24 protein-coding genes and 1 tRNA gene are annotated in these 23,092 nt (G+C 57.5%); 19 read left to right on the top strand and 6 right to left on the bottom strand.

Annotation, left to right across the window (positions count from 1 at the left end; all coding sequences use genetic code 11):
* Positions 1 to 23 precede the first annotated feature (23 nt).
* Both J4D99_RS01160 and J4D99_RS01165 read left to right on the top strand, forming a co-directional pair.
* Positions 24 to 590: a hypothetical protein gene (locus J4D99_RS01160; RefSeq protein ID WP_208129859.1), complete on the top strand. Its 567-nt coding sequence runs from the start codon at positions 24 to 26 to the stop codon at positions 588 to 590.
* 326 nt (positions 591 to 916) lie between these two features.
* Entirely contained in the window at positions 917 to 1,231 is a 315-nt protein-coding gene (locus J4D99_RS01165) for an STAS-like domain-containing protein (protein ID WP_208129860.1), read from the top strand.
* A gap of 230 nt (positions 1,232 to 1,461) precedes the next feature.
* Here J4D99_RS01165 and J4D99_RS01170 read toward each other — a convergent pair whose 3' ends face one another.
* Complete coding sequence (locus tag J4D99_RS01170; RefSeq protein ID WP_208129861.1) at positions 1,462 to 2,112, bottom strand: helix-turn-helix domain-containing protein; 651 nt, start codon at positions 2,110 to 2,112, stop codon at positions 1,462 to 1,464.
* Between the two features lie 342 nt (positions 2,113 to 2,454).
* Here J4D99_RS01170 and J4D99_RS01175 point away from each other — a divergent pair, with 342 nt between their 5' ends.
* From J4D99_RS01175 to J4D99_RS01215, 9 genes are all read left to right on the top strand, one after another.
* Positions 2,455 to 2,778, top strand: a complete 324-nt coding sequence (locus J4D99_RS01175; protein WP_208129862.1) for a helix-turn-helix domain-containing protein — start codon at positions 2,455 to 2,457, stop codon at positions 2,776 to 2,778.
* Positions 2,779 to 2,869: 91 nt separating this feature from the next.
* A complete protein-coding gene (locus tag J4D99_RS01180; protein WP_208129863.1) occupies positions 2,870 to 3,499 on the top strand; it encodes a hypothetical protein in 630 nt (209 codons plus the stop codon).
* Between the two features lie 19 nt (positions 3,500 to 3,518).
* Positions 3,519 to 4,499 (top strand): hypothetical protein, encoded by a 981-nt coding sequence (locus J4D99_RS01185; protein WP_208129864.1) that lies wholly within the window; start codon positions 3,519 to 3,521, stop codon positions 4,497 to 4,499.
* A gap of 31 nt (positions 4,500 to 4,530) precedes the next feature.
* Positions 4,531 to 5,049 carry a hypothetical protein gene (locus J4D99_RS01190; protein WP_208129865.1) on the top strand — a complete coding sequence of 173 codons (519 nt, stop codon included), beginning with the start codon at positions 4,531 to 4,533 and terminating at the stop codon, positions 5,047 to 5,049.
* Between the two features lie 9 nt (positions 5,050 to 5,058).
* Positions 5,059 to 6,267: a hypothetical protein gene (locus J4D99_RS01195; RefSeq protein ID WP_208129866.1), complete on the top strand. Its 1,209-nt coding sequence runs from the start codon at positions 5,059 to 5,061 to the stop codon at positions 6,265 to 6,267.
* A 45-nt stretch (positions 6,268 to 6,312) separates the two neighbouring features.
* Entirely contained in the window at positions 6,313 to 6,861 is a 549-nt protein-coding gene (locus J4D99_RS01200; protein WP_208129867.1) for an NUMOD3 domain-containing DNA-binding protein, read from the top strand.
* A gap of 100 nt (positions 6,862 to 6,961) precedes the next feature.
* A complete protein-coding gene (locus J4D99_RS01205; RefSeq protein WP_208129868.1) occupies positions 6,962 to 7,612 on the top strand; it encodes a hypothetical protein in 651 nt (216 codons plus the stop codon).
* Positions 7,613 to 8,125: 513 nt separating this feature from the next.
* Positions 8,126 to 9,805, top strand: a complete 1,680-nt coding sequence (locus J4D99_RS01210; RefSeq protein ID WP_208129869.1) for a hypothetical protein — start codon at positions 8,126 to 8,128, stop codon at positions 9,803 to 9,805.
* Between the two features lies 1 nt (position 9,806).
* Complete coding sequence (locus tag J4D99_RS01215) at positions 9,807 to 10,166, top strand: hypothetical protein (protein ID WP_208129870.1); 360 nt, start codon at positions 9,807 to 9,809, stop codon at positions 10,164 to 10,166.
* Positions 10,167 to 10,377: 211 nt separating this feature from the next.
* Here J4D99_RS01215 and J4D99_RS22110 read toward each other — a convergent pair whose 3' ends face one another.
* The 3 genes from J4D99_RS22110 to J4D99_RS01230 form a co-directional block, all read right to left on the bottom strand.
* Entirely contained in the window at positions 10,378 to 10,689 is a 312-nt protein-coding gene (locus J4D99_RS22110) for a DUF3892 domain-containing protein (RefSeq protein ID WP_208129871.1), read from the bottom strand.
* A 28-nt stretch (positions 10,690 to 10,717) separates the two neighbouring features.
* A complete protein-coding gene (locus J4D99_RS01225; protein ID WP_208129872.1) occupies positions 10,718 to 11,758 on the bottom strand; it encodes a histidine phosphatase family protein in 1,041 nt (346 codons plus the stop codon).
* A 181-nt stretch (positions 11,759 to 11,939) separates the two neighbouring features.
* Positions 11,940 to 12,012: transfer RNA gene (locus tag J4D99_RS01230), tRNA-Phe, on the bottom strand.
* A 182-nt stretch (positions 12,013 to 12,194) separates the two neighbouring features.
* On the opposite strand from J4D99_RS01230, the gene J4D99_RS01235 reads away from it, so the two are divergent.
* The 5 genes from J4D99_RS01235 to J4D99_RS22115 all read left to right on the top strand — a co-directional run bounded on the left by J4D99_RS01235 (position 12,195) and on the right by J4D99_RS22115 (position 18,347).
* Complete coding sequence (locus J4D99_RS01235; protein ID WP_208129873.1) at positions 12,195 to 13,583, top strand: 4Fe-4S dicluster domain-containing protein; 1,389 nt, start codon at positions 12,195 to 12,197, stop codon at positions 13,581 to 13,583.
* A gap of 33 nt (positions 13,584 to 13,616) precedes the next feature.
* Positions 13,617 to 14,525 (top strand): (Fe-S)-binding protein, encoded by a 909-nt coding sequence (locus J4D99_RS01240; protein WP_208129874.1) that lies wholly within the window; start codon positions 13,617 to 13,619, stop codon positions 14,523 to 14,525.
* Between the two features lie 189 nt (positions 14,526 to 14,714).
* On the top strand, positions 14,715 to 15,203 hold the full coding sequence (locus J4D99_RS01245) for a hypothetical protein (protein ID WP_208129875.1): 489 nt from the start codon (positions 14,715 to 14,717) through the stop codon (positions 15,201 to 15,203).
* 83 nt (positions 15,204 to 15,286) lie between these two features.
* Complete coding sequence (locus J4D99_RS01250) at positions 15,287 to 17,233, top strand: CHU_0125 family OmpA-like outer membrane integrity protein (RefSeq protein ID WP_208129876.1); 1,947 nt, start codon at positions 15,287 to 15,289, stop codon at positions 17,231 to 17,233.
* Between the two features lie 841 nt (positions 17,234 to 18,074).
* The gene (locus J4D99_RS22115; RefSeq protein WP_370551393.1) at positions 18,075 to 18,347 is read left to right on the top strand and encodes a proline and serine-rich protein 1 family protein; all 273 of its coding nucleotides are present in this window, start codon (positions 18,075 to 18,077) and stop codon (positions 18,345 to 18,347) included.
* Positions 18,348 to 18,436: 89 nt separating this feature from the next.
* Here J4D99_RS22115 and J4D99_RS01260 read toward each other — a convergent pair whose 3' ends face one another.
* The gene (locus J4D99_RS01260; RefSeq protein WP_208129878.1) at positions 18,437 to 18,913 is read right to left on the bottom strand and encodes a DUF4293 domain-containing protein; all 477 of its coding nucleotides are present in this window, start codon (positions 18,911 to 18,913) and stop codon (positions 18,437 to 18,439) included.
* Positions 18,914 to 19,010: 97 nt separating this feature from the next.
* On the opposite strand from J4D99_RS01260, the gene J4D99_RS01265 reads away from it, so the two are divergent.
* The 3 genes from J4D99_RS01265 to J4D99_RS01275 all read left to right on the top strand — a co-directional run bounded on the left by J4D99_RS01265 (position 19,011) and on the right by J4D99_RS01275 (position 22,305).
* On the top strand, positions 19,011 to 20,213 hold the full coding sequence (locus J4D99_RS01265) for a thiolase family protein (protein WP_208129879.1): 1,203 nt from the start codon (positions 19,011 to 19,013) through the stop codon (positions 20,211 to 20,213).
* Between the two features lie 40 nt (positions 20,214 to 20,253).
* Complete coding sequence (kynU, locus tag J4D99_RS01270; protein WP_309509605.1) at positions 20,254 to 21,570, top strand: kynureninase; 1,317 nt, start codon at positions 20,254 to 20,256, stop codon at positions 21,568 to 21,570.
* Between the two features lie 63 nt (positions 21,571 to 21,633).
* Entirely contained in the window at positions 21,634 to 22,305 is a 672-nt protein-coding gene (locus J4D99_RS01275) for a hypothetical protein (protein WP_208129880.1), read from the top strand.
* A 75-nt stretch (positions 22,306 to 22,380) separates the two neighbouring features.
* Here the strand turns inward: J4D99_RS01275 and J4D99_RS01280 are convergent, their stop codons facing one another.
* Positions 22,381 to 23,043 carry a phosphatidylserine decarboxylase family protein gene (locus J4D99_RS01280; RefSeq protein WP_208130139.1) on the bottom strand — a complete coding sequence of 221 codons (663 nt, stop codon included), beginning with the start codon at positions 23,041 to 23,043 and terminating at the stop codon, positions 22,381 to 22,383.
* Positions 23,044 to 23,092: the final 49 nt, after the last annotated feature.

The following is a 23,092-nucleotide window of genomic DNA, read 5'->3' on the forward strand; positions in this document are numbered from 1 at the left end:
ATCGCCTGCAGAGGGTACAAGCTATGCATCCTCTGCTGACAGGGGTTCGGGTAGTGATTGGTGGCACCAACACTGTAAAACCGCATCATGTCACTACCCTGGCTTGCTTGCTAGACGAGTACCGTCGAGCCCGAATAGCTATTCGCTTCGAAGAGGCAAATGCAGTAGTTTTTGACTACTTACGAATTATCAGCTTTTTTGCCCAGTGGGATACACTTGGTAATAACGTAGAAATATCCACTTTTCAGGTGGCAACTGATTCTACGTCATTCATCCTTTGGCGAGCTGAGCCAACAGCGATGAATGCTTACATTCAGGGTGCTTATCAGCATTATAGTACTAGCTTTTTCAAAGGGAAAAACCTAACTTTTCTAACTACTTATTTAGCAGAACTTTTCAATAATGTATTTGACCATGCGTTCAATGCCACTTCTTCTAATCGAGTAGCATTCGGCATGGTGCAGTACTATCCGTCTCGTCGTCGCTTATTTATCGCAGTATCCGACTTTGGCTTAGGTATACCCAAGACAATCAATCACTTTCTAACGACAAATGGTCAGGAACCAGTTACTGCTACCGAAGCGTTATAAAAGGCCCTAGCCCCTCGTTTCACTTCACGTTCGCGCCCTCATAACCAAGGCCGTGGCCTTGATACCCTGCGCACCGGAATTTTACAATTACGTGGTACTCTAACGCTTCAGACATCCAGAATTATCTACCACGTAAGCGAAAAGGGCCGCGAGATTTTTCATGGCTGCCCTGAGGTAGACTTTCCCGGCACAACTGCCACACTACGAATATTTTACGACAATTTGCCTCTTGAGGAAACTGACATCCTAGAAGACGATATTGAGTTGTTTTGAATAAATCTGCCGTATACTGTCAACAAGTAATTCGCCCTGTCCAATTTTCACCTATGAGCGCTCACCTCCCCACCGGCGCAGTCCTGATGGTAGCATCCGCTACGACTAGCACGCTTTCTAATGCAGACGGCTATAAGCTGTTTGTTGCCTTGAAAGAAGCGCTAACGGAGCAACCAGGCTCTGTTACATTGGACCTTACTGACGTAGTGAATTTCTCTAGCTCGTTTCTCAATTCTTCGCTTGGCGCATTGTATGACGAGTTTGGCACAGAAGGTTATAAGCGCTTACGTTTAAATAACTATAAGCCAGCTCAAGCTAAAATGCTGAAGGAATACATGGCTGATGTAGCTCGAACCCATCACGCTTAATATCGCCTCTCGCTTTATCATAGGCCTCGCCCACCCGGCGGGGCTTTTTTATGCCCAGCAACTACTCGTTACCCTCAGCCCCGAGCAGGCCGCTAGCTTGGTGAGCAGCTACTGCGCCGCTGGCAGCCCACTGCCCCAGTACCTGAGCTACCGGCGTGGCAAGGCCGAGCGATAATGAAGAAGGCCACCCGGTGGGGTGGCCTTCGTTGTTTTTATGCTGTCTCTATTGATTAGGCAGCAGGCCAAGTACCTGTGTCACCAAAAAAGTCTCTAACGGCTTGCTCGGTTACTATCGGTCGGTCTGCAATAAGTTGATAACGCAAACGCCCAGAGTCAATTAGCCTTACCGCTTCGCTTAATTCACAGCCCATCCTTCGATATAAACGGTCATCATAATCTCGGTCTGGGCTTGGATTTTCCCCAAGATGATAAGTACGCATCATTGCAGCCTCACGAGTAATAGCAATTGCTCTTGCTATTAGCTCCTCAGCCGTTTGTGTTCGCTGGCTACTCCCATGAAGGATAGCATTCTGACTATCAGCATAGTTTTCTTCATCAAGCTTCTGCTGTAAAAGCTCGAGTAGAGTAGCCTTCTCATTGATATAAGAAATCTCTTTTTTAGATGCTTCCCGCAGTGGGCGTGCTTCATAGTATAGCTCTGTCAAATCAGCATTGAGCACGTCTGAAATCTTCTTCATAGTTTCAAACGACGGCCGGGCTTCAGCTCGCTCAAACTGAGAGATAGCAGCCTTAGATACGCCAACTTTTAGCGCTAAATCAGTCTGAGTCATCTTACTCTGTTTGCGGAACCTGCGGATTATCTCGCTTAGTGAAGTTCTTGTTGCCATCGCTTTCAATGCAATCAATTGATTTTCAGGCAAATATAATACATTTTATGAAAGTAAAGTAAATTCCACTTGATTTTACAAGTAAAGTACTTTACTTTTGAACAGTAAAGTAAAGTAAGCACCTAAAACAGCATCTGTCAGATGAAGCGTACAAAAAGCCGCATCACCCAATTACTGCCTCGTGGGGCAGTCAAGGAGATTGCTACGACCGTAGGCCTTAGCGGACCTGCTGTTAGTATTGCCCTTCGTAGCGCTAATCCTGCCCACCCCGCTGTACAGGAAGCACTTCGTATCATTGACAAGAGTAACGCATTAGCTACAGCCCAGAAGCTAGCTACTCTCACCTCGGCCGCAGCCGACTAGCCCTGGTTAGGTATGCAAGCTATCATCACCCAGGGCGTAGAGTATCAGCAATTGCTTGAGGACCTGCGCGCCCTTATTCGCTTTGAGCTGACTCAGGCCCAGCCCATCGCTGGGGCCACCCAGCCGCCCGCTGACGAGTTGCTGACGATTGAGCAGGCAGCGGCCCTGCTCGACGTGTGCGTGGCCACCGTGCACGAGCACAAGCGCCGGGGCCTGCTACCCTACACCAAAATCGGGGGCCGGGCCTACGTGAAGCGCTCCGATGTGTTGGCCGCCGGCACCCGTGAGCAGCGCACTCAGAAACCTAGCAGGCCAAAGGGCAAATTACCAACTTAAAGCTTCTCATTTTCAGGTTTTTAACGTATCACCTAAGTAGTGACATGGCTGCGCCATGCCCATTTTTTTCACCCTTTCATTTTTTACAACTATGGTTGCTGTTGCCACCCGCGTACCCCAGGCTGTTGCAGGCCTGACTACGCTCACCCCCACCGCCCAGGCCGCTGCACTGGGCTATCCTGCCACTCTCGTTGGCTTCACACCTGACCAACGAGGCTACTGGTTTGAGCCAGGCTTGCCCTGGTTCACAGCCGAGATGTTCCAGAATCACCCGCTCGATAACCGTGAGGGCACGCCCGACTATTTCAAGGGCTGGTCTACTATCCCCTGCATCGGGGATGTAGAATGCGACCATATGGCCCCGCGCTTTCCTCGGGGCTGCGCTATCAATACGATGCCAGTCCACACCAAGGATATGCTCGTGGTGGGCAAGGTCTACACCTACCGCTATACCAATAGTGCAACCGGCCTTGAAGAATGGAACATCGGCCGCTTAGTTAAGATTGGCGGCAACTACTTGGAAGTAGCCAGCGACAACCCTAGCCCTGATGAGGCCGACCGCACTATCTGGCTACTTGAAGAAGAAGAGCACAAGGCCACTTGGGCTGTGCGCGAGGTAACGCACTACGCGAGCTACCCAAGCGAGGAAGGGCAGGGCCGCCCGGCCCTGCTGCTGGCCGAGCAACGAAGCGTTGCCACCCCGATGCCAACTGCTGCCTAGTATCCTGCCACGCCACCCTGTGACCTACCTCGATTACATCGTCTTTTTTGAGAAGCTAGACCAGCGGCAAGCATTCTCAGGTAACGCTACCCGGCTTTATTTGAAACTGCTTGCCCTGGCCAATGCTATTGGCTGGCCAGCTGAGTTTGCCAAGCCCGACCCCTACATAGCGGCCGTATGCAGCTTCTCAATTAATACGATGAAGGACTGCCGGGCGCAACTGGTAGCGGGTGGGCTACTCAGCATCACCTCAGGCGGAACAGGCCGCAGCGCTGCTACTACTTACCAGCTATTAAAGCCATCAAAATTTGACGCGTTACCAGTCTTAAACCCGTCAAATTTTGCTGGATTAAGAGCTCTAAAGCCGTCAAAATCTGACGGGTTTAAGGCCGAAAACCCGCTAAACCCATCAGAGAACCCATCAAATTTTGACACCCTTTATATAGATAAAGAAAATAACAACACTAGTGCGGCTAGCGCCGCCGAGGTGGGGATTTCTTTTTCTGATGCGGCTTCGACTGAACAGCAAGCTGCAAAAACGAGCCGGTCCAAGAAGTCAAAAAAAAATGGGGCTAGCCTCGCCGACGTTGCCGCCCTGTCGCTGCCCCATACCGATCCCGAGTTTGCCGAGTCCTGGCGCATATTCTACACCGAAAACACGAAGCAGGCTGGCAAGCCCCTCACAGCATTTGAGCTGATGTTGAAAAAGCTGGGCAAGTATCCGGCTGGCTTCGCTGTGGTGATGCTTGATGCCGCCATACAGGGCAATTGGTCGGGCGTGGAAAACGCCGGTACTGCTCGCGCCTTTGCCGAGTGGCAAAACGAGCAGGCTCGGCAAACTACCCACCGCCCGTTGCCCATGCCCTTGCCTACTGTAGGGCCAGCCCCTACTACTGCGCCTGACCTCAACCCCGAAGTGGTTGCCCAGCGTCAGGCCCAACGCGAGACCGAGGCTGCTGAAGCCCGCCGCCGGGTGCGCGCCGGCTCGCTGGCCAGCTAGGCCACCCCAACCCTTTCTCCCTTTCTCGCCGATGTCTACGCCATCGCCAACTATTCCGCCCGCTCTCGATCAAGCTGGCCACGCGCTACGCCAAGTATTGCTACGCCTCGACCACTATGCCCGGCAGCAGGTGCAGCGCCTCGACAACTCAGCCCGCCACGCTTCAGCCGTAATGGCTCACGTCAACGACTTGCAGGCGCTGCTGGCGGCCGTGGAGCAGTATGAACAGGCCGCACTGGCTAGCCTGCCCCCAGCCCCAGTGCTTGTGGGCAACCTGAGTCCGGCACAGCTGCTGGCCTACCGTGAAGCCGACCCCATCTACCGCCTCGGCTGGGTGCGTGGGCACAAGGCGGGAGTAGCCCAGGGCCAGCGCGCCGCCGAGCCAGCCATGCGTCTCTACGCACAGCATGCCCCGCTGCCGGTGCCCACTACCCCACCTACCGACTACGCGGCCCTGGTACAGCAGGTGCGGGCTTTTCTCGACCAGATGACTCAGCGCTACGGCACAGGCCCGATTACCCGCCCTTACTACGCACCCACCGCTGCTTAACTCTTTTTTATGGGACTCACCGATGGCCTCGGCCAGTATACCACCGGGGGCGAAGCCCCACCGCCTAAAATCGCGCCGGCTAGTGCCTTGCTGCAGTTGGATGATCTCACCTGGCAGCGCATGGAGCACGCCTATCACCACGGCCTGCCCAAGGGCGAAACCTGCCACATCGACGCGCTAGACCCCCATTTCAAGTGGATGCCGGGCTACCTCAACGTGTGGACCGGGTGGATGAATGAGGGAAAAACCGAATGGGTGTACCAAATGCTGCTGCTGCGCGCCGTGCTAGCGGGTAAAAAATCGGCCATCTACTCGCCCGAGAACATGCCCGAGGAGCATATCTACAACCAGCTCATTCACTCGCTCACGGGCCAGAACCCCGACCGTGATTGGCGCAACTGCCTGGCCTTGCACCGCTACAAGCTGGCTCGGGATTTCGTGCGCGAGTTCTTCGTGGTAGTGCACCCCGGCCGGGGACAGGGCCGCACGCCGGCCGACCTACTGCGCTACTTCGAAGCAGCAGTGGCTAAATGTGGCGTCAGCCACTGCCTGCTCGACCCCTGGAATAAAGCCGACCACGCGGCCCTCGGCAGCATGGGTGGCTACGAGCCCTACCTTGTGCACACACTGGGTATGCTCACAGATTGGAGCATCGATACGGGCCAGAGTCTCACTATCACGGCCCACCCTCGGCAGCTGCCCGACATGAAGCACGGGCAGGCCCGGCCCATTCCCGACAGCAGCCACATTGCCGGCGGGCAGACCTGGGAGAACATGGCCCACATCGTGGCCACTTACTACCGCCCCTGGAAGCACCTGGGTAGCAACCACCCGCTGTTCAGCGAGGTCGCCATCTACGTGCACAAGGTCAAAAGCGCCAAGCTCGTGGGCGTGCGTGGCAGCATCGGCGACGGGAGTGAGAACCCCGACACGCGCATCAACTACCGCTGGGAAACCGGCCGCTACTACTTCAACGGGGCAAGCCCGCTCGACTGCCGCGCCGCTGAAGAATGCTACCTCTCCGATGAAGAGCTACGTGCTCGTGATGACTTACGGGCCGGTACTGTCGCCACCCAAGCGACATCTGACTACCAACCCCACACGCTGCGCACGGCTAGCCCCAACGCTTTCGACGAGGGCCAGCCCACCGACGAGTTGCCCGTGGGCTGGCACCCCAACGGCCGCCCCATTACACTGCCCAAATCGGCCAAAGTATAGCAGTTAGTAGATTATTAAACTCCGACAACATCCGGTCTTTCAAAAATGCCCCGTTACCCTCAACTCATTTGTAACCTGACTGATACGGAGAAAAACAGCTCCGGCATTTACGTGCTCCGCAACGCCCACGATTTACGGGTGTATGTGGGCGCGGCCAAGCACCTGGGGCGAGCCTGCGCCAGCACCCGCCACGAGTTGCGCCAGGGCCGCCACGCCTCCCGGCAACTGCAAGCCTACGCCATCACCCACGGCCTGGCCTCGCTGCGCTTTGAGGTGCTGGAGCTGTGCCCGGTGGATGAACTACCCACGGCCAAGCAGCGCCAGGTAGCCGCCCATCTGGCCACCGACCCCGCCCACGGCTTTAATACACTGGCCTCGGCCGGCTTCACTCAGGGCCAGGTGCTCAGCGATGAGCACCGCGCCCGCATCAGCGCCGGCAAGGTGGGCCGGCCCATCACCCCACGCACCGCCGAGCATCAGGAGAAGCTAGCCTCCGCCCACCGAGGGCGCACCCGCAGCCCCGAAACTCGCGCCGCTATATCAGCTGCCACAACAGGCAAGAAAAAGCATAGAAAGGCCCCGCCAGCTGCCTAGCAGCGCCATTACCTCACTACCCCTTTATAGCAACTCAATGAGCCCCTAACGCCCGCTTTTCACTCCCATTCTTTTCTTTTTTTCATTTCCCTTTTTTCTTATGCCCTTTACTCCCGTTTTACTGGCCGACGACACCCAACGCTATGCCCAAGAGGTGGCACAGCTGACGCAACGAATGGCCCCGTTGCAAGAATGCTTGGATGCCTACACAGCCTTAGGGCTGGCGACTGCACCTACTACGACCGACCTAGCCGACCTATGGAATGCCCCCACTACTTTCCTGGAACGGATGCTCACGGGTGGCCAGCCCGTCACGCTCGGTGGGGGCGGCGGTGGCCTGGTAGTGGCCCCCGGTCAAGTATACCAGTTGCTGGCAAAGCCGGCCGGCACTGAGGCGTTTCTGGCCACCATAAAACGCTTGCATGGCCAGGGAGCATCCGCCTGGAACGGCGGCAACGTGTCCACCGAAGTGTATGAGCTAGTTGGTGGAACCCTGCAAATCAAGCAAGCCCAACTGGATTCCATCCGCGAAACCTGCCGCATCTATGCTCGTAGTCAGCGCCAAAAGGACGAGTGGGATGCCCTCCAAGTGGTAGTAAATACCTTGGAAACCATTCGACAAAACGGCCGCTTCGGCGCCGCCTTTGACGCCCCGCAGTACTTAAAAGAAGCCTTGACTAACGGCGGGAACGGCAATGCCCTTAACCCCATCCAGGCCAACGCCGCCTACATTGCTAGCGGCGTGCTTTAGCCCTTTTTTTGATGAGCCCACAAGCAGATTCTGGGGGACGACAAACGCGCCGGCCCTTCACCCGCGCCGATTATCACTACCTGGCCCAGCACTACCCCCACCAGTCGGCAGGCGCCTGCGCGCGGGCTCTAGGCCGCACACCGGGCAGTCTCTACAGCTTCGTAGCCGACCATCCAGAATTACGCAAACAGGGTAAGCCCTGAGCACACTATTAGCTATAAGTTTCTTGCTGGCCGCACTAGAAAGCCACACCTTTACACCATCAATTTTCTTCGAAAAACCCCGCTCTGTTTCAGACGGGGCTTTTTTGTGTCCAGTCTCTGCCTCTTGCTTCTATGCTATAGGCAGGTAGTAGGGCCGCCGCTCTTGAGTCCACCGTGCGCATCTCTACTTATTCATTGCCAGCCATCTGGTTCTGCGCACACATGGGGCTTAAGTAAATTATTAGGTATAAGTCACTTGCCCCGTGCTCTAGTACGGGGCAATTTGCATTTTTACTAATCTGCTGTTGCAATGAGTGCGCTTACTATCCCCGTCAAGTTTAGCCTAGAGGACCTTGTCAGTCCTGGCCTAGCTAAAATCATTCGTCAAACCCAGGAAATAACACAGAAGATTGAGCGACCGCACCACCTCAACGTCGATACTAGCGCCGCCAAAAGCGGCTTGCAGGGTATCGGCAAGCTGCTTGGTGGGCTGGGCCTGGCCTTCGGTGCCTTTGAGGCCTTCAACTTTCTAAAGGAGTCGGTGAGCATGTTTAACTCGGCCGACCAGGCGGGGGCGCAGTTTGACGCCACGCTGAGGTCGACGGGCAACGCGGTGGGTATCGCCCGGGGTGAGCTGCTTAAGATGAGCACAGATTTGATGGGCAAAAGCCTGTTTGATGATGATGCCATTACCGGAGCCCAGAGCATCCTGCTTACGTTCCACAACATTAAAGGAGCCGTTTACAAGGAGGCCGTTCCGGCCATGTTGGACATGGCCACCAAAATGCACCTAAGCCTCGACAGCGCGGCTCAGTTGGTAGGCAAAGCACTGGATAGTCCGAAGGAAGGCCTGAGTGCACTGACTCGCATGGGCGTGCGCTTCTCCGATAGCCAGCAGGCAATGATTGCCAAATTTGTCAAAACGGGCCAGGCCGCCAAAGCGCAGTCGCTGATGCTGCAAGAATTAAAAGTTCAGTTCGGCGGTTCCGCCGAGGCAGCCAGCAAGGCCGGCACGGGTGGATGGACGGTGCTCTACAACCGATTTAACAATGTCCGCGAGTCTATTGGGGCCTTACTTAGTCAGGGTGCGGACCAGGGCCTACCCATTCTCAATAACTTAGTCACGGAAGGCCAGAAAGCTGTCGACTGGGTAAGTACCCACCTTGAGGGTATCAAGGCCGCCTTTGCACCGCTCCAAGACGCCGTTCAGCCGCTGCTCGACACGTTTCGAAAGCTATGGGGCGAGCAGTATGGAAACAGCGAAGTTGGCGACATACTGGCGCAGACCTTTAACCGCATTGGCGGCGTCATTCGCCTGGTTTCTCCCTTTATTAAAACGGCCGCCACGCTACTGGGCGCCGTCTGGGAGCAAGGCCAGCGCGTGGTAAATACGCTCGCTAAATTCTGGGAGACCACCCCCAAGCTTCAGAAATTCTTTTCTGGGCTTTATGAAGGGGCCTTATCGGCCTTCAAGGGCATTGCCGAGGCCGTAGGCAAGTACCTGGGCGGCACGGCCACCTTCATCGAAGGCATCTTCACCGGTGACCTGCACAAAATTGGGGACGGCCTGAAACAGACGCTGGGCTCGCTGGGCGACCTGCAGGGCGTGGGCATGAAGGCCGCCAATTCTTTTGTAGACGGCTATAAAAAGGGTGTTGGTCCCACCGATGACTTGTTAGAGATAGGGTTGTTCGGCGTGGAAAGCAAAGGACGAGGCGATGCAGCCAGCAAGTTCATGGCTGGCGGCAAATCGGCCAGCAAGGCGTTAGTGCCCGCCCTGACCGCCGACGCCAGTAAGGGCGGGGTAGTAGGTGGCAGCAGCGGTGGCGCGAAGGTGATTAACATCACCCTTCGAGTTGATAGCCCCTTCCGCAACACGATTATCAACGTGAACGGCGTCACGGAGGGCGCCAAGGAGGCCGCCGACACTTTCCGCGAGTGGTTCATGGCCGAGCTGAACGACGTGAACACCATGTCCAGCAATTTTTAAGATGTCAACTACTCCCGCTACCCTGACGCTAGGCTACCTAGCGCAACTGGTTGGCAAGCCCTACCTGACGCTTGCCGACCTCGAATCAATCAACGGGCAGCTGCAGCCCGATGGCAGTTGCCTGCGCACGCCCAAGGTGCCCCCTGAGCAGTGGGCCGCGCTAGCGCCTGGCACACGCATTGCCTTTCGTTTGAAAGGCGAAGCGGCTCTGCAGGCTGGTGAGGTGGTGAGCAATAGCCTGGCTTACCTGCTGCTCCCGTCCCTTGTGATTCGCCACTTATCTAGGGACTTGACCGGTACGGTTCGCCGCCGGCAGCTGCGCGACGTGTACCGGCTTGAGCTTACGCCTGGCCCAGGTTAGGTATAAGTTGCTTGCTGCAAGCTAGCGGCTAGCCCAGTTTTGCAAGGGGTCTAAGCACCCGTTTTTCAACAGCGCCGAAAGCCCTACCCGCCTCGGGTGGGGCTTTTTCGTGCCTGTCGTGCTCTACGTACTGCTGTTTAGCGTTCACACATAAGGGCCGCTATGACAGCAGACGAGCGGCCCTTTTTGTTCGTGTGGTTGCAGGCCAAGACTACAGCCAGTCGTAATTGATTAGGTGCGCTAAGTTGTCCGTTACTTTTTTATCTGGATTGCTTCTCAAGTATTTGTTGCTCCCAGTTCCTACTACAGTAACAGTTTCTCCAATTTTCCAATAACAACTCGTGTAGTCCCATAACCAAGTCGTAGCACTGTTACCTGCGGTTTCTAATAATTTGATAGCGTCAGCCTTAGATGTCTTTCGGCCTCTGCTGATTCTATTTCCTTGAAGCACTTCATGAAATGCATAATGTGTGAGAACACCATCGTCACCCATCCAAATGCCTGATATTCTGTAGATTGTCATAATGGGAGCTGGGAAATGAGTTTATGATTTATAGTAGCACCTCTCCAGTCTCTGGGTCAACGGATGTGCCACCAGTGAAATTGACATCGTCAACCAATGCTTGAGCTTGTTCAACTAAATCATCTCGATTTAGCAGGCCATCATCCTCATTTCGCCGCACATTGTCTGTGACATCCACATCAGGCTGGTCACGGTCAGAATAGACTAAATGGAAGGTCTTTTGCTTCTTGCTCAGTTCAAGTCTGATGGTAACATCTGTAACCAATTGCTCCTCTCCACCTAGTTGGATTTTCGCCTTAGGTGTGCCTTCTGTCATATTAAGCTCAGGCTTGCCCGTCATTATATTAAGAGCCCACTCCTGCCAACTTGCCGGTAAGTCAACTGCTAAGTAAGAAACCCTCTGAGTTCCCTTGAAGGCATGTTCTTTAGGGTCTCTGCTATAGAGATTGTTAATGTTTTCGGGAATGCCTTCTTTAACTATAGTCAGTTCTTTGAACTGGCCACTTTCTAGCATGCGTTTAAATACACGTCTATCCAGTAAGTTATTTAGTTTGACTCGGTATCGTTGTAGACCTTTAGTGTTCATGAAATCCTGAAAGGTTTTTTCAACAACGCCTTTAATACCAAGACTTTGCGCTCGCTGTAGCACTAGGTAGGCTTTTTTACCTGATTTCGGAACATGCAAATAATAGAATGCAGGTCGTGTAACGTGCAGGTCCTTAGTAATGCTTACTACCTTTTTACTCTTAGCTTTTTTACCGCCGCTATCCTTTGATGTTAAATCAATGACCGTTGAGGGTGTACCATTCCTACCTGTATCGAAATAGCCATACAGCTCTCGCTCATTTTCGGCAAGCCTCGGTAGAGGGAATCTGTTGTCAGGTCCAGCAAGAGCGATAGATGTATTATTAGCCCGCGGCATTTCTGCCGCTATTTCATAAATGCCCATCGCAAACTCCTTGAATAAATCAAGTAGGTCGACATTCCCACCGAAATTACTTGGCATTTGGGACTCTTTGTCACCAGTAATAATTATACTGTAAACAGCAAGTAGTACTTTGTTTTCCATAGACAGAGAGCTTCATGGCTTAGAACGCTTAATAGCTATGCATTCAGGCCAATTATTAAGATGTTTGAATGAGTGAGAGTGCAAAACTCACGCAATCTCCACGGCATCACAAACATTGTCCCCTTATCCGTCCCCCCGAAATGCAAAAAAGCCCCTAGCATTTTGCTAAGGGCTTTTTTTGTGGCAACAGTTGGAATCGAACCAACGACACCAGCATTTTCAGTGCTGTGCTCTACCAACTGAGCTATGTTGCCGTTTCCCGTAGTCCGCCGAGCAGCTTGGGAGCGCAAAGGTACGAAAAGAGCCCAACGGTGCAAGAAAATGGGCAAAAAAATTTCTGCTTCGTAGGATGATTACGCCTGATAGCCATAAAAGTAGTCGTCATGCCTACTAAATTGCACCCCTATCCCACCCCGTCGGCTTACCTTTACCGTCTATGCTGCAACCTATTCTTTTCGCGCTGCTGCTGCTGGCAGCGTTCGGGCTGTTTACCTGGCAGGTCCGAAAAATCAGGGCTAATATCCTCGTCGGGCGCGACCGCGACATGAGCGGCCACTTCGGTGAGCGCCTCAATAAGACGCTGCTCGTAGCCTTCGGGCAGCAAAAGATGTTTAAGCGCCTCACGCCTGCGCTCTTGCACCTGGTGGTGTACGTCGGCTTTCTGGTTATCAACATCGAGGTAATTGAAATCATCATTGATGGGCTGTTTGGCACACACCGCGTGCTCGGCATTCTGGGGCCGGTGTATAGTGCCCTGATGGCCATCAATGAGACCCTAGCGGCCCTGGTTATTATTGCGGTGGCGGCCTTCTGGTGGCGCCGCAACCACAACCCGCCGGTGCAGCGCTTTACCGGCCCCGAGCTGCGCATGTGGCCCAAGCTCGATGCCAACATTATCCTCTACATCGAAGTGGCGCTGATGCTGGCCCTGTTCTTCATGAACTCGGCCGACATCAAGCTGCATCAGCTCGAAGGCAAAGACCTGCCGGGCGCGTTCCCGGTTAGCCACTTCCTGGCCAACCTGCTGCCAGCTACCAGCGTGGGCACACTAGAAGTAATGGAGCGCGCCGGCTGGTGGATTCACATCACGGGCATCCTGCTGTTTCTCAACTACCTGCCCAGCTCCAAGCACTTCCATATTATCTTGGCGTTCCCCAACGTGTGGTATTCACGCCTGGTGCCGCAAGGGCAGTTTTCCAACGTGGAGAGCATTACCCACGAGGTGAAGGCCATGATGGACCCTAGCTACGAGGTGCCCGCCCCGGCCACCAACCCCGACGGCTCGGCGGTAGCACCCACGCCCTTCGGGGCCAAGGACGTAGAAGATTTGCCCTGGACGGCCCTCATGAACTCGTACTCGTGCACCGAGTGCGGCCGCTGCACCTCGGTGTGCCCGGCCAACCTCACCGGCAAGCTGCTCTCGCCGCGCAAAATCATCATGGACACGCGCGACCGGGTCGAAGAGAAGTACAACTCGCCGCTCATCTTCCACCCCAACGTGTACGGCCCCGAGGCCAAGCATGAGCCCGTTACCGACCTCATGGAAGCCACGCTGCTGCGCGGCAAGGTGACGCCCGAGGAGCTCTGGGCCTGCACCACCTGCAACGCCTGCGTGGAAAGCTGCCCGGTGAACATCAACCCCTTGGAAAGCATCATTGAGATGCGCCGCTTTCTAGTGCTGGAAGAATCGGCGGCCCCCAACTCGCTGAATGTCATGTTTTCCAATATCGAAAACAACGGTGCACCCTGGGCTTTTTCGCCCTCCGACCGCCTAAATTGGGCCGACGAGCTGTACGTGGCCGAAAAAGCCCCGGCTAGGGCATAATCTTGATTTATAAGCAGTAGTATTCTTTTTACGATGACTCCTACCTCCTCCCCTACGCCCTCCACCAAGCGCCAGCTCACTGTGCCGACCGTGGCTGACCTCGCAGCCGAGGGCAAAGCGCCCGAAATCCTGTTTTGGGTGGGCTGTGCCGGCGCCTTCGACGACCGCTACAAGCGCGTGACCCGCGCCTTTGCCCGCATTCTGGAGCACGTGGGCACCAACTACGCGGTGCTGGGCCTCGAAGAAAGCTGCACCGGCGACCCGGCCAAGCGTGCCGGCAACGAGTTTCTGTTTCAGATGCAGGCCATGCAAAACATCACCACGATGAATGGCTACGGCATCAAGAAAATCGTGACGGCCTGCCCGCATTGCTTCAATACCATCAAGAATGAGTACCCTGCGCTAGGGGGTGATTACGAAGTAATTCACCACAGCACCTACCTGCAACAGCTTATCAATGAAGGCAAAGTAGCTGTGCAGGGTGGCGAAAGCTACAAGGGCCGCCGCATCACGTTCCACGACTCGTGCTACCTGGGCCGCGCCAACAATATCTACGAAGCCCCGCGCGATGTGCTCGCTGCCCTCGACGCCGACCTCGTGGAGATGAAGCGCAGCAAAGCCAACGGCCTGTGCTGCGGCGCCGGCGGTGCCCAGATGTGGAAAGAGCCCGAGCCCGGTAAGAAGGATATTAATATCGAGCGCACCGAGGAAGCCCTGGCTACCCTCAGCGGCCAGGCTGCGGCACTTGATAACCTGCGCGGCGTCGAAACCGAGCGCACGGCCCCTAGTCAGCACAGCTTGCAGGGCAGCATCATTGCCGTAAGCTGCCCCTTCTGCATGACCATGATGAGCGATGGCGTGAAAAACAAGGAGCAGGAAAGTGCTGTGCAGGTATTCGACTTAGCTGAGTTGATTGCCAGTGCCGAGGGCATCAACGCCTAGACCGCAGAGACAAACAGCTTGAACGGATTTCGCAGATACGCCCGCCTGCGGCGGGCGGGCTAGCCAGGCGATTACTTCGCTACTTTTGCCCGGCTAGTACTGTTGGGGTGACTAGTTACGTCAGCTTAGCCAGCCCGATTCAGCGGGCGTATCTGCGAAATCCGTTCAAGCCGTTTGAATCTGTGGTGTATGTATGTAGCCTTTGACCGCCTGCCTCCGCGGGCCCGCGTGTGGATTTACCAGGCTAGCCGCCCGCTGGCCGAAGAAGAGCTAATGGCCCTACTGCCGCGCCTGGCGGCCTTTGCGGAGGAATGGACGAGCCACGGCCGGCAGCTCGCCGCCTCAGCACAGTTTCTGCACCGGCAGTTCCTGGTAATTGGCCTCGACGAGGCCGTGGCGGGGGCTAGCGGGTGCTCTATCGACGCCTCGGTGCGCTTTGTGCAGGAGCTGGAGCAGCGGCTAGGGGTGCAGCTGCTTGAAAAGTCGCGCATGGCCTTCCTGGTCAATGGCGAGCTGCGGCAGCTCACGCGCCGCGAGCTGCGCGAGGCCATTGCCGCGGGCGAGCTAGGCCCCGACACGCCGTACTTCAACAATACGCTGGTCACAAAGCAGCAATTGGACGAGCAGTGGCCGGCGCCCGCCGGTCAGACCTGGCTAGCCAGCTATTTTGCGGCTTAGCCTCCCTGGGAGGGCACTAATCGGCAAGGCGAAACGGTTGTATTATTGCCTATTAAACTACTAGATTCGCTTTTTTCGGCTGCATGGCGCTCTCCATTCGATACTCGTCTCTCAAAAAACTCGTGCTTATTGGGGCGGCTGGCCCGGCCGTAGCACTGAGCGGCTGCGCCTCGTCGGGCAAGCTCAGCAAAGCCGACAAGCGCTTCCTGCACGGTGAGTATGAGGCCGCTATTCCGCTCTACAAGGCCGACATCGCCAAAGCTAAGAACGCCGCTACTGCCAACTTCCGCCTTGGCGAAGCGTACCGCCTCTCGAACCGGCTCGACCAGGCCGAGCCTTATTATAAAGCGGCCCTCGATGGCAACTCCCGCAATGCCGACCTCGGCTACCGCTATGCCGAGGCGCTGAAAGCCAACGGCAAGTTTGACGAAGCCGCCCAGCGATTTACCTCCTACGCCGAAAGCGGCACCAACCGCACCCTAGCCGCCCGCGCCGCTGCCGAAGCAGCCAGCGCCACCGCCAGCAAGGCCCTGGCGGGCCAGGCCGTGGCCTACGACGTAGCCCCGCTCGATGCCGTGAACTCGCCCGGCTCCGATTTTTCGGCAGCACGCATGCCGGGTAGCGGTGAGCTGGTGTTTGCCTCGGGCCGCGACGGCAAGCCGTATCCCGGCAATGGCGAGGGCTATACTTCCCTGTATGCCCAGAAGTTTGACGACCCCGCCGCCATGACCGGTGGCACACCGCGCAAGCTGGAGCCGCTTTTCAACAACGACAAGGTGCTCCAAGCCAGCGCCAGCTACACGCCCGACGGCAAGACGATGGTCTTTGCCCGCTCGAACGATGGCTCGAAAAAAGGGTATCGGAGCGTTGATATCTGGATTTCGTATTACCGCAACGGCGCCTGGACCGAGCCCATTCTGGCTAACATCAACGACCGCACGGCCGACGACTTCTCACCGGCATTCGCGCCCGATGGTACCACGCTCTATTTCGCCTCGTCGCGCAAGGGAGGGCTAGGCGGCAATGACTTGTACAAAGCTACCCTAGGCGCCAATGGCCGCTTCTCGCCGGCCGAAAACCTGGGCGAAACCATTAACACGGTAGGCAATGACAATTTCCCCGGCGTGGCGCCCGACGGCACGCTGTATTTCTCGTCCGATGGCCACCCGGGCTTCGGCAAGCTCGATATTTTTGAGGTGAAAGGCGGCAAGCCCGTGAACCTCGGCCCCGGCATAAACAGCCCCGGCGACGACTTTGCGCCCTTTTTCACGGCGCCGGGCGTGGGCGTATTCTCCTCTAACCGTGCCGGTGGCAAGGGTTCCGACGACCTCTATACCTTTAAGAAGAAGCCGCGCCGGATGGTGGCATTCTATGCCGATGGCGCCGTGCTGGAGCGCAATGACAAAGCCAACACCACCACACCGCTAGCCAGCGAAACGGTGACCATCACAAATACCAGCGGCCAGCGGCGCGACGTGCAGACTGGCCCCGATGGCAGGTTCACGACCAAGCTCGACTCGGCGCAGGTATATAGCCTACTGGCCGACCACCCCGGCGACTTTACCGCCCGCACCAGCGTGAGCACCGTGGGCCGCTACCCCAGCCCCGAAACGCTGACTCAGCCGCTAACCGAGGTAAGAATTCCGGTGACGCTCACGCTGACTAAAATCGTCGTGAATAAGGCTATCGAGGTGAAGGATATCTTCTACGATTACGACAAGTCGAATATCCGCCCCGACGCGGCTATCCGCCTCGACACGCTGGTGCAGACCTTGCAGGACAATCCCAAAATCAACATCGAGCTGAGCTCGCACACCGACCAGCGCGGCAAAGACGCTTATAACCTGGCGCTTAGCCAGCGCCGCGCCGAGGCAGCCGTGGCGTATATCGTGAGCAAGGGCATCAGCCCGAGCCGCATCACGGCCAAAGGCTACGGCGAAACCCGGCCCATTATCAAGAATCCTAAGAACGAAGCCGAGTATCAGCGCAACCGCCGCACCGAGTTTAAGGTGACGCGCATTGATAAGTAAGGTTAGCCGGCGGGCAGCTGCCGTGCCAACAAAAAAGCCCCCGCTCGGCGGGGGCTTTTTTGTTGGCACGGCGTTTGGGTTTAGCCTCTTTGAGCTGACGAACGCCTTCATCCGCTCCTAGTTTTTCACCTCCATGAAAACGCTTTTCAAGCTGGCTGCTACGGCGCTGTTTACCTCGCTAGGGGTGGCTCCCGCACTGGCGGCTCCGCCTGCCAACCTCCTGATTACCGCCGAGCGGGGCCAGCCCTTCAGCCTTGTGCTGGATGGGCGCCTGCTGACGCAGCCGGTGGCTCCGCAGGTGTGCGTGGGCATGCTGGCACCGGGCCGGCACTGGGCCGAGTTTAGTGTACCTATGGGCTACGGGCCGCCCATGCGCTTTCGTGCGCAGGTGTGGCTGCAGCCGGGCTTAGAAACTGACTACGTGCTGGTAATGCGGCCCTATGGCCCGCAGTTGCGGCAGGTGGGCCTGGTGCCGCTGGCAGGGCCTGGCTACGGTCGGGGCGGCTATTATGGCCCAGGTAATGTGCCTTATGGGGCTGGCCCTGGCGGCTATTACGGCAATGCCCAGCCGCCGCTACCTACTCAGGGCGACTATAGCAATGGGCAATACGACCCCAGCTACAACCCGCGCGGCAGCTACCCCAGCCAGGGCCAGTCGCCAGCCTATCCGGCGCCCACGCCTACTCCAACTTATCCGGGCCGGCAGCCGCAGAGCTACCCGGCCCCTAGCTACCCCGGCCAAAGCAATGCGCCCGGCAATGCCTATCCAGATACTGCTGATGGCGGCTACTACCCTGGCCAGAACCCTACGGCCAACCTGCGCCCCTTTGCCCCCGATGAAATTGCCGGGCTAGCCCAGGACCTGCGCGAGCGCCCCACCGATGCCGAGCGGCTGCGCACCGCCACCCAGGCGCTCGAAGAAAGCAGCCTGCGCGCCGAAGAGCTGGCCGAGCTCATGCACGCCTTCACCCACGATGAGTCGCGCATTGAGCTAGCCCGCTTCGGCTACGCGCACCTGAGCAACCCCCAGGATTTCAGCCGTGTGTACGACGCGCTGCAATTCAAGTCCAGCATCCGCACGCTGCGCCAGGCAGTGGGCTTGCCGCAAGAATAACCGCCCTTTCCAACCTCACACACCACCAAAAAGCCCCAGCTGCAACTTAGCAGCCGGGGCTTTTTGGTGGTGTGTGAGGCCTAGGGACCCTAGCGCAGGCGGTCGTAGCTATTGCGCACCAGCTGCTCATCGCGTCGAATGAAGCGGTTGGCCAGCAGGTTAAGCATCAGGCCCAGCGTGGGCAGGTAGAAAGCAGGCTGAAACTGGCCTTCCAGCTTCGGATTGAGGAAAGCCTCGCCTTGGTTGGAGAAATAGAACGCGGCGCCGAAGGTGGCCACGAGCAGCAGGATATTAACCGCACCCAGCTTGAGCTGCGTGAAGCGGTTGCGGAATTGAAAAATCTCGTATACCGCCACGGCAGCCGAGGCCAGCGCCAGCACGCCAATAATCCATACCGGGGCACCGGTGGTAGGCTTGGGCATATTAACGGCCGAAAAATTGAAGGCCGACAGGGTTAGCTCCTGGTGCGTGAGGCCATCTACTTTGTGCCAGAGCGGCAGGGCTAGCAGGCTCAACATCGCCAGCGCCAGCAGCAAAAGAAAAACGCTTTGGATTCTTTGTATCATCTTTGCGGTTGTGAAAAAGGCCCGCGCTGGTGCGCGTTGCCAGGCCAAAATTAGCCCTCAACCGGCGGACTCGCTTCGCCCCAACGATACCTTCGGAATGCCTAATGCGTATATCGTGGATGCCGTGCGCACCCCGATTGGAAAATTTGGCGGCGCGCTCAGCAGCGTTCGCCCCGACGATTTGGCCGCCCTCGTCCTGCGCGAGCTGTTGCGGCGCAACCCCAGCCTCGACAAGAGCGCCGTGGAGGATGTGATAATGGGCGCCGCCAACCAGGCCGGCGAGGACAACCGCAACGTGGCCCGCATGGCCGCGCTGCTGGCCGGCCTGCCCACCACGGTGCCCGGCAGCACCGTAAACCGCCTCTGCGCCAGCGGCATGCAGAGCATTATTGACGCTGCCCGTGCCATTAAAGTGGGCGAAGGCGACGTGTACCTGGCCGGTGGCGCCGAGAGCATGACCCGCGCGCCCTTTGTAATGGCGAAGTCGGCCACGGCTTTTGCCCGCGACTTTACTGCCCACGATACCACCCTGGGGTGGCGCTTCGTGAACCCGCGCCTGGCCCGGGAGCACTACCCCTACACCATGGGCGACACGGCCGAGAACGTGGCCCGGCAATATGGCGTGAGCCGCGAAGACCAGGACGCCTTCGCCTTCGAAAGCCAGCGCAAATACCACCGTGCGGCCGAAAAGGGCCGCTTCCGCAAGGAGCTGGTACCGGTGTTTTTGCCGCAGCCCAAAGGCGACACGGCCCTGTTTGACACCGATGAGCAGCCCCGCGTATCGACCCTCGAAAAGCTAGCCACCCTTAAGCCCGCCTTTCAGCCCGATGGCGGGACGGTGACGGCCGGCAACTCGGCGGGCATCAACGATGGGGCGGCCGCCGCGCTGCTGGTGAGCGAGGAAGCCCTCACGCGCTACAACCTCAAGCCGCTGGCCCGCATCGTGTCTTCGGCCGTGGCTGGCGTCGACCCGTCGATTATGGGTATGGGCCCGGTGCCCGCCACACGCAAGGCGCTGGAGCGAGCCGGCCTCACCATTGCCGACATCGACCTATTTGAAATCAATGAAGCTTTTGCTTCGCAGAGTGTGGCCGTGGTGCGCGAGCTGGGCATCGACATGGCCAAGTTGAATGTGAACGGCGGCTCTATTGCCCTGGGCCACCCGCTCGGGTCGAGCGGCGCCCGCATCATTGCCACATTGGTGCACGAAATGCAGCGCCGCGAGGGCGTGCGCTATGGCCTGGCGGCCATGTGCGTGGGCGTGGGCCAGGGCACAGCCATTGTGCTAGAAAAAATGTAAGCCTGGCGCGGGCTCGCTGAGCCCGCGTATTGAATGACCTATGCGCGGGCTTACAGAGCCCGCGCTACTTCCCACCCGCATGACCTACGATGCTTCGCCTGCCTTTGCCGCTGCCCAGGATGCAGCCGATTCGCTAGCCCCCTTCCGGCAGGAATTTCATATCCCACCCGGGCCCGATGGGCAGCCCACGGCTTACTTCTGCGGCAACTCGCTGGGGCTGCTGCCCAAAGCCGCCCGCGCCGCGGTAGAGGCCGAGTTTAAATCGTGGGAAACGCAGGCGGTGGAAGGTCACTTTCACGGCGAGTCGCCTTGGATGTATTACCAGGACACCCTAGCCGACGCTACGGCCCGGGTGGTAGGCGCCAAACCTATTGAGGTGGTCGTAATGAACACCTTAACGGTGAATCTGCACCTGCTGCTCATCTCTTTCTACCAGCCCACCGCCACGCGCTACAAGGTACTGATGGAGGGCGGCGCCTTCCCCTCGGACCAGTATGCGCTCGAAAGCCAGGCGCGCCTGCACGGCCTCGACCCGGCCGAGGCCATCGTGGAGATGACTCCGCGGCCCGGCGAGCACACGCTGCGCACCGAGGATATTGAGGCCAAAATCGCGGAGCTTGGCGACTCGCTAGCCACGGTCATTTTTGGTGGCATCAACTATTACACCGGGCAGGTGTTCGATATGGCAGCTATCACGAAGGCCGGGCACGCGGTGGGCGCCACCGTGGGCTTCGACCTGGCCCACGCGGCCGGCAACGTGGTGCTAAGCCTGCACGACTGGGACGTGGATTTTGCCTGCTGGTGCACTTACAAGTACCTCAACTCGGGGCCGGGCGGCACCTCGGGGGTGTTTATTAATGAGCGCTTTGCGCACCGGCCTGACCTGCTGCGGCTAGCCGGCTGGTGGGGCTACGACCCCAAGGAGCGCTTCCAGATGAAGCCGGGCTTCCGGCCGTCGCCGGGTGCGGCGGGCTGGCAGCTCTCGTGCGGGCAGGTGCTGCCCATGGCCGTGCACCGTGCCAACCTGGATATTTTTGACCGCGCCGGGGGTGTGGCCGCCCTGCGCCAGAAAAGCGAGAAGCTCACCGGCTACCTCGAATACCTGATTCAGCAGCTAGGCCTGCCGAAGTCGAAGTTTGAGATTATCACCCCCGCCGACCCTGGCCAGCGCGGCTGCCAGCTGTCGCTGCTGGTAAATGAGCGGGGCCGTGAGTTGTTCGATTTTCTGGCGGCGCGCGGCATCATTGCCGACTGGCGCGAGCCAAATGTGATTCGCCTCGCACCCGTTCCGCTCTATAATTCGTTTGAGGATGTACGCAGAGCGGGGGCGGCGCTTGCGGAGTTTTACAGTGCGTAGTAAACAGTGAGCAGCTAGAAGCCCGCTGCCTACTGTGCGCTGCGCATTATGCTTCAATTTGTTATGGAAGATTACGTCGCCAAGATGGCGCTCAAGCCCGATGCGGCGCTGCGCGAATACGTGACGGGCCACGCCCAGTACCGCGAAGATGCCGTGCTGGCCGCCCTCGACGAGCTGCGCCACCGCGGCCAGCCCGCCCCCGAAGAAGCTAGCCTGCGCCCAGGCCTCGAAGCGGCCGTGCAAGCCCAGCGGGCCGAGGCTGCTGCCAAGGCTAGCGAGCTAAACCGCACCGAAACCCAGGCGGTGCCCGACGAAGAGCAGCCCGTACTTTACACGCCGGGCGTGATTGTGCTGTTTTCAGTGCTTTTTAACACCATCATCACCGGAGCGGTGCTGCTGGCCCTTAACCTGCGCCGCCTCAAGCAAACGAAAGCTATTTGGGGCCTAGTCGCCTTTGTGCTGGCATATTTGGTCGCCGAGGCTGTAGTGGTCAACCTCCTGATGCAGCGCTACGTGCTAAGTCCCTGGTTTATATCGTTGCTGAATTTGCCAGCCATCTTGATTTACATTCTGTGGTTTTGGCCGCGCTACGTGGGCACTTATCAGTTTCAGCCGCGCGGCTGGTTGATACCGCTGCTGGTGTGCTTTATCATCGTGATGGGGCTAGGAATGGTTCTTTCGCACATTCCGGGCGCCGCTCAGCTACTAAAGCAGCAAACCCAGCAAGCACCCTAGCCAAGTAAACCCACAAAAAGGCCGCCCGAACCAAGTTCAGGCGGCCTTTTTAATTGCCTTAATGCCAGCTACGGGCTAGCCCTTCAGCTGGCACAGCACGGTTTCGCCGCCTTTCACTTTCTGGCCGAGCTCTACTTTGATGTCGGCGTCGAGCGGCACGAACACATCGACCCGCGAGCCAAATTTGATAAAGCCAAACTCTTCGCCCTGGCTTACTTCATCGCCTTCGTTGACGTACCACACAATGCGGCGCGCCATGGCGCCGGCTATCTGGCGGAAGAGTACCAGCGGGCCGGCATCGCTTTCCACTACTACTGTGGTGCGCTCGTTGTCGGTGCTGCTTTTGGGGTGCCAAGCCAGCAGGTATTTGCCGGGGTGATATTTGAAATACTTGACAATGCCTGATACCGGGTTACGGGTAATGTGCACGTTGATGGGCGACATAAACACGCTAATCTGACGGCGTGCATCCTCAAAGTACTCGGGCTCAAATACTTCCTCTATCACCACTACTTTGCCATCGGCGGGGGCTAGCAGCAGGTCTTCGTGGGTGAGCAGGCGCCGGAAGGGCGAGCGAAAGAACTGAAGCAGCGCCAAGAATGCCACCACCGAAGCCCCCGCGAAAATGCGGTTAAACACTACGTTGGGCCCGTTGTAGCGGCTTAGCAGCAGGTTGAGGGCCAGCAGCACGAGCAGCGTCACGAACAAGATGCGGCGGCCCTCTTTGTGTATTTTAATCACAGATTCAAACGGATTTAACGGATTTCGCAGCTACGCCCGCCTGTGG

Source organism: Hymenobacter sp. BT559, assembly GCF_017571525.1.
Lineage (GTDB): Bacteria > Bacteroidota > Bacteroidia > Cytophagales > Hymenobacteraceae > Hymenobacter > Hymenobacter ginsengisoli.

What these genes read in the sequence shown, in the direction of transcription:
- J4D99_RS01160 (WP_208129859.1), top strand. Translation starts at nt 24, where the DNA reads ATGCATCCTCTGCTGACAGGGGTTCGGGTAGTGATTGGTGGCACCAAC.
- J4D99_RS22110 (WP_208129871.1), bottom strand. Translation starts at nt 10,689, where the DNA reads ATGACAATCTACAGAATATCAGGCATTTGGATGGGTGACGATGGTGTT.
- J4D99_RS01245 (WP_208129875.1), top strand. Translation starts at nt 14,715, where the DNA reads ATGTATGTAGCCTTTGACCGCCTGCCTCCGCGGGCCCGCGTGTGGATT.
- J4D99_RS01210 (WP_208129869.1), top strand. Translation starts at nt 8,126, where the DNA reads ATGAGTGCGCTTACTATCCCCGTCAAGTTTAGCCTAGAGGACCTTGTC.
- J4D99_RS01240 (WP_208129874.1), top strand. Translation starts at nt 13,617, where the DNA reads ATGACTCCTACCTCCTCCCCTACGCCCTCCACCAAGCGCCAGCTCACT.
- J4D99_RS01265 (WP_208129879.1), top strand. Translation starts at nt 19,011, where the DNA reads ATGCCTAATGCGTATATCGTGGATGCCGTGCGCACCCCGATTGGAAAA.
- J4D99_RS01200 (WP_208129867.1), top strand. Translation starts at nt 6,313, where the DNA reads ATGCCCCGTTACCCTCAACTCATTTGTAACCTGACTGATACGGAGAAA.
- J4D99_RS01250 (WP_208129876.1), top strand. Translation starts at nt 15,287, where the DNA reads ATGGCGCTCTCCATTCGATACTCGTCTCTCAAAAAACTCGTGCTTATT.
- J4D99_RS01180 (WP_208129863.1), top strand. Translation starts at nt 2,870, where the DNA reads ATGGTTGCTGTTGCCACCCGCGTACCCCAGGCTGTTGCAGGCCTGACT.
- kynU (WP_309509605.1), top strand. Translation starts at nt 20,254, where the DNA reads ATGCGCGGGCTTACAGAGCCCGCGCTACTTCCCACCCGCATGACCTAC.
- J4D99_RS01175 (WP_208129862.1), top strand. Translation starts at nt 2,455, where the DNA reads ATGCAAGCTATCATCACCCAGGGCGTAGAGTATCAGCAATTGCTTGAG.
- J4D99_RS01165 (WP_208129860.1), top strand. Translation starts at nt 917, where the DNA reads ATGAGCGCTCACCTCCCCACCGGCGCAGTCCTGATGGTAGCATCCGCT.
- J4D99_RS01235 (WP_208129873.1), top strand. Translation starts at nt 12,195, where the DNA reads ATGCTGCAACCTATTCTTTTCGCGCTGCTGCTGCTGGCAGCGTTCGGG.
- J4D99_RS01205 (WP_208129868.1), top strand. Translation starts at nt 6,962, where the DNA reads ATGCCCTTTACTCCCGTTTTACTGGCCGACGACACCCAACGCTATGCC.
- J4D99_RS01260 (WP_208129878.1), bottom strand. Translation starts at nt 18,913, where the DNA reads ATGATACAAAGAATCCAAAGCGTTTTTCTTTTGCTGCTGGCGCTGGCG.
- J4D99_RS01275 (WP_208129880.1), top strand. Translation starts at nt 21,634, where the DNA reads ATGGAAGATTACGTCGCCAAGATGGCGCTCAAGCCCGATGCGGCGCTG.
- J4D99_RS01195 (WP_208129866.1), top strand. Translation starts at nt 5,059, where the DNA reads ATGGGACTCACCGATGGCCTCGGCCAGTATACCACCGGGGGCGAAGCC.
- J4D99_RS01190 (WP_208129865.1), top strand. Translation starts at nt 4,531, where the DNA reads ATGTCTACGCCATCGCCAACTATTCCGCCCGCTCTCGATCAAGCTGGC.
- J4D99_RS01215 (WP_208129870.1), top strand. Translation starts at nt 9,807, where the DNA reads ATGTCAACTACTCCCGCTACCCTGACGCTAGGCTACCTAGCGCAACTG.
- J4D99_RS01225 (WP_208129872.1), bottom strand. Translation starts at nt 11,758, where the DNA reads ATGGAAAACAAAGTACTACTTGCTGTTTACAGTATAATTATTACTGGT.